The sequence below is a fragment of the Kitasatospora sp. NPDC002522 genome, assembly GCF_053595195.1.
Genome location: NZ_JBSFXE010000086.1, coordinates 1 through 4,329 on the forward strand (window position 1 = coordinate 1; position 4,329 = coordinate 4,329).

1 protein-coding gene is annotated in these 4,329 nt (G+C 72.6%); it reads right to left on the reverse strand.

All coding sequences use genetic code 11. From position 1 onward, the window contains the following. Window positions 1–131: 131 nt before the first annotated feature. On the reverse strand, window positions 132–4,172 hold the full coding sequence (locus ACWD4U_RS34315; RefSeq protein ID WP_363462110.1) for a hypothetical protein: 4,041 nt from the start codon (window positions 4,170–4,172) through the stop codon (window positions 132–134). Between the last annotated feature and the right edge of the window lie 157 nt (window positions 4,173–4,329).

The window sequence follows — 4,329 nt, forward strand, 5'->3', positions numbered from 1 at the left end:
CACTCAACGCCTTCGAGATCGCCTTCGACGGCCGACTCTCCGTCGGCCGCCGCTAACTCAACCCAACCGAGTTACACCGTTCACTGGACAGACCCACGGCGGTCGGCGGTGTGTCGTGGCGTGGCGGTTCGTCAGTTCGGTGGCATGCGGGTGTCGTCGTCGAGGGTTGCCCAGTAGCCCACGGTGGCGGGGTGGAGGCGGTACCGGCGGGCGTAGTCGTCGATGAGCGCCTTGGTGTGGCGGGGGTCGGTGGTGCGGGCCAGTTCGGCGTGGAATCGCCGGTAGTCGGTGCGGTAGTCGTCCTCGTGGGTCATGAGCAGGTCGTGGAGTGCGGTGCGGGTGGGGATGTCCTGACCGTGCCAGGCCACCTCTGCGGCGCCCTCCAGGGTGTCGGGGGAGTCTCCGTAGACGAAGGCCAGTGCGACTGAGCTTTCGCGTGTGCCGGCGGATGCGGGCGGGGCACCGCGCCCGTCGGCGGGGCGGGTGTCGTGTCCGGGTGTGGGTGTGGGGCGGGGCGGGGTGGGGTTGCGTCGGGTGAGGTCCACGAAGGTCTGCCGTGCCAGTTGGGTGGTCGTCGGCGGGGTGAAGCCGCTCCAGTCGATGATCGGCAGGACGGTGCGGTCGGTGGGCTGGGCGGTACCGGGTGTGGTCCGTGGGCGTTTGTGGGTGGGGCGGGGTGGTTGTTCGTGGTTGTGGTCGGCTTGGTGGGCGCGTTTGGGGGGTGCGGCGGGGGTGCTGGCGTCGTAGTGGTTGTGGGTGTGGTGGACGGTGATGACGGGGGCGTGGGCGGGGCCGAGGTCTTGGGTGTGGTCGGTGTCGCCGTGGACGTTGATGCGCAGGCGGATGCCGAGGGCGTGGGCCAGGAGCGGGGGGAAGGTCTCGCCGTGGGCCGGGTCGGTCCAGGAGGTTTCCCAGGTGCGGACGGCTGCGAGCAGGTCGGCGTGTTCGCGTGCGGTGAGGGGGGTGTCCTGGGTGAGGAGGAGTGCGGTGAGGGTGTCGCGGTCGAGCAGGTCCAGGGGGACGATGCCGGCGGGCTGGTTGGCGCGGATGGTCTGGAAGGCGCCGTGGGGGTCCTGGTTCTCGATGCGCCAGCCGATCCAGTCCTCGGCTTCGGCCACGGCCTGCTGCGGGGTGGTGTTCCTGGCGGCGGCCTGGTGGGCGGCGAGGTCGAGGAATTGGTCGCGCAGGAGGGTCGGGTCGGGGGAGGGCTGGATCCTGTGGGCGGTCAGGTAGTCGCGGGCGGCGTTCGCGCGCTCGGGGTCCCATACCCAGCGCAGCCGGGCGGCCAGTTCGGCCCGCGCGAGTGCCGGGTCGGTGCCGGGCACGGCGTGGAGGGCTGCTTCGAGCAGCCGGTGGGTGGTTCGTGCGGGCAGGAAGCCGGGGTCCGGGACCGTGTCGACGCCGAGGTCGTGCAGGGCCTGCACGATCCGCTCGCGCGGCTCGTGGCGGAGCGCGTCGTGGCGCTGCTGGAGGGTGTTGGCGCGCACGGTGCGCACGACGTCGGCGGGCACGTCGTGCGGCGCGAGGCGGGCGAGCCAGTCGGCGACGGCGTCGCGCACGCCCTCCGCCAGCGTCCGGATCCCGTTCGGGACGGCACCCGGCCGCACCGCGTCCGCCAGCGCCCGGTCCAGGACGCTGTTCCCGGTACCCGCGCGGACCAGGCCCTCCCGCACCGTCTCGGGCGCGCTGACCACCACCGACGACAACAGGCACAGGCCATCCCCGGGCACCGGCACCAGCGCCCCCACCACAGGCGCCGCGCCCTGCGCCTGCGCGGCGGGCACCTGCCCACCCGGGAGGTCGGGCACCCGCCCACCCGGGGCCGGGGCACCGTCCGTCCGGAGATCCGCCACCGAGCCGCCCGTCGACCGGCCGACCGGACCGACCCCCGCCTCCTGGGCAAGTCGGCGGCGGTAGACGTCGTTCGGCTCGTCATAGGGCGTCGGCTCGCCCTCGGGGGTGAAACCTGCGCCGCCGGTACGGGACCACTGCACGACCCGATGGCCCGACTTGCCGAACAGCCGCGCGTACCAGCCTCCGAACGGCGTCCCCGGACGGTGATCCGCCGGAGCATCGGGTACGCGCATGTGAACCCCGAACACGCTGGTGCCGGCTCCGGCGACTCGGAGCACCTGGAGATCGTAGGCCGCGCTGAGCGATCGCGAGAACGAGTCGTTGGCCCGGTTGGTGAACGTGACGGTCAGGCCGGTCCGCGTACCCTTCAGCCGCTCGTACGCGAAGGAGCGAAGGCTCTTCCCCTTCGGAAGTTGGAACTTCCTGTCCCCCACGCTGACAACGGTCTCCAGCGCGGTCGCCTCGAATTCCTTCGGGATGCCCTGGACGTAGGCAGGCTCGGAGATCGGGCCGTGGTCGTCGCCGCTGCGGCCCCGGCCTCCGGTGCGGTCGGCGGGGTCCGGGTCGAGGTCGATCACTTCATGGGGAGGATGCGGTTGAGCGGTGGTCGGGGGGCGGTGGGGTTCGTCGCGTCGGGTGGGGGGTGCGGGGTCGTTGCGGGGTGGAGTGGGGGTGGTGGCGTCGTGGTGGCCGGGGGTGTGGGCGAGGACGGTGTAGTGGTGTTCGGCCGCGAGGCGGGTGGCATGGTCGGGATCGGGATGGGTGATGGTGTAGTTGGGGTGGAGGGCGGTGATGTGTCCGGTGGTGGGGTCGACGGTGAGCAGGCCCCGGCGGGTGTGGCGTGCGTAGAGCTGCGGTGCGGCGGCGGTGAAGGAGGATTCCCACTGGTTGTCGGCGGTGAACGCGCCCAGGGTCTCGGCCCAGGTCGGGCCGTGGCTGCCGCGCAGTCTCGTCACGAGGTCCGCGTAGGAGTCCCGGTCGGCGAGGTGGCGCCGTAGGTCGTCCGCGGACACGCCCAACCGTGCGGGCAGGTGGCGGCTCTGCTCCAGCAGCGAGCCGACGAGTCCCGCCCCGGAGCTGAAGTTGTCGATGACCGACTGGAACTTCTGCAGGAGCTCCGCCCGCAGGCCGGCCGCGCTGCCGTGCTCGGGATGCATCCGCACCAGCGCCTCGAACAGGCTCTCCGCACCCCCCGGCACCGGATCGACCACCAGACCCATCCGACCCAGCACACCACCCCCCACCGCCGCCGGCCCGGACCCACCGGGGACCGGGTCCTCGTCGAGGTCCATCGGCTCGTCGGGGGTATGCTCCCGCACGGTCTGCTCCGGCACGGTGGACGAGGAACGGATCGGCCCGCCGGGCTGCGCCCCGGCTCCAGGGGCGGGGGGTGTTGCGTGGTCGGTGGTGGGTTGGTCGTCGTGGATGACGGTGGGGTCGGCGGCGGTGGTGAAGGAGGCGTAGAGGGAGGCCAGGAACTGGGCGGGGTCCGTGCCCTCGGTCTCGTGGAAGCTCTCGAGGAAACCGGTCACGGGCCCGCTGTCGGGAGTGGTGGGGCTGGTGGAGGCCGGTTCGGGGGCCGGCGACGGGGCCGGTTCGGGGGCGGGGGACAGGGCGGGGCCGGCGTCCGCGGGCTCGGTGTCGGCGGGTGTGCCGGGAATCGCTGCGGCGTGGTCCCCGTGCGGCAGTTCGCGGCCCGTGTCGTCCGGCCGGCCGGAAGGAGACGACGCGCCGCCGGTGGTACCGGCGGGGGGTGTTGTGTCGGTGGGGGTGGTGGGGTCGTCGTCGATGGTGAGGGGATTGGTGGCGGTGGTGGGGGTGGCGTAGAGGGAGGCCAGGAACTGGGCGGGGTCCGCGCCCTCGGTCTCGTGGAGGCTGTCGAGGAAACCGGTCACGGGCCGCCCGCTGTCGGTGGTGGTGGGGGTGTGGGATTCGGTTGATGGCTGGGGAGTGGGTGAGTCGGTGCGGGGTGTCACCGGGACGGTGGTCGGGGGCGGGGTGTGGGGGTTCGGCCGCGCTCCGGTGGGCGGTTCCTCCTCGAACGGGACGTGTTCGTCGTCGACATCGGAGAAGTCGGCCTCCGGCATCGGCTCATCGCCCGGCATCCGGTGGGGATCTGTACCGTCTGCACTGATCTGTGCCGGGGCCGGAGTCGCCCCGTCGAGCCCGTCCGGTTCTTCCGTCCCGTCCGGTTGGAACGGTCCGGCGTTGAAGTCCAGGTCCACGTTCGCGTCGAAGTCCAGGTCCGCGCTGGTGTCCATGTACGTGTCGAGACCGTCGTCGAGGTCGTCGCGGGAGCGCGGTTCGGCGTCCGGCATCGGTTCGTCCCGGGGGTGGGTGTCGTCGGCGCCGTGGGGAGACGATTCGCGGACCGGGGCGGGGGCGGGATTCGTGTCGTGTGCCGCGGCGTCGTCGCGGGTGCGCTGGTGTGCTTCCCACGCGCGCCGGTACTTGTACTCCTCGGTCGGCTCGGTA

Coding starts and splice junctions, on each gene's coding strand:
- ACWD4U_RS34315 (WP_363462110.1), bottom strand. CDS start 4,172: ATGCCGGACGCCGAACCGCGCTCCCGCGACGACCTCGACGACGGTCTC.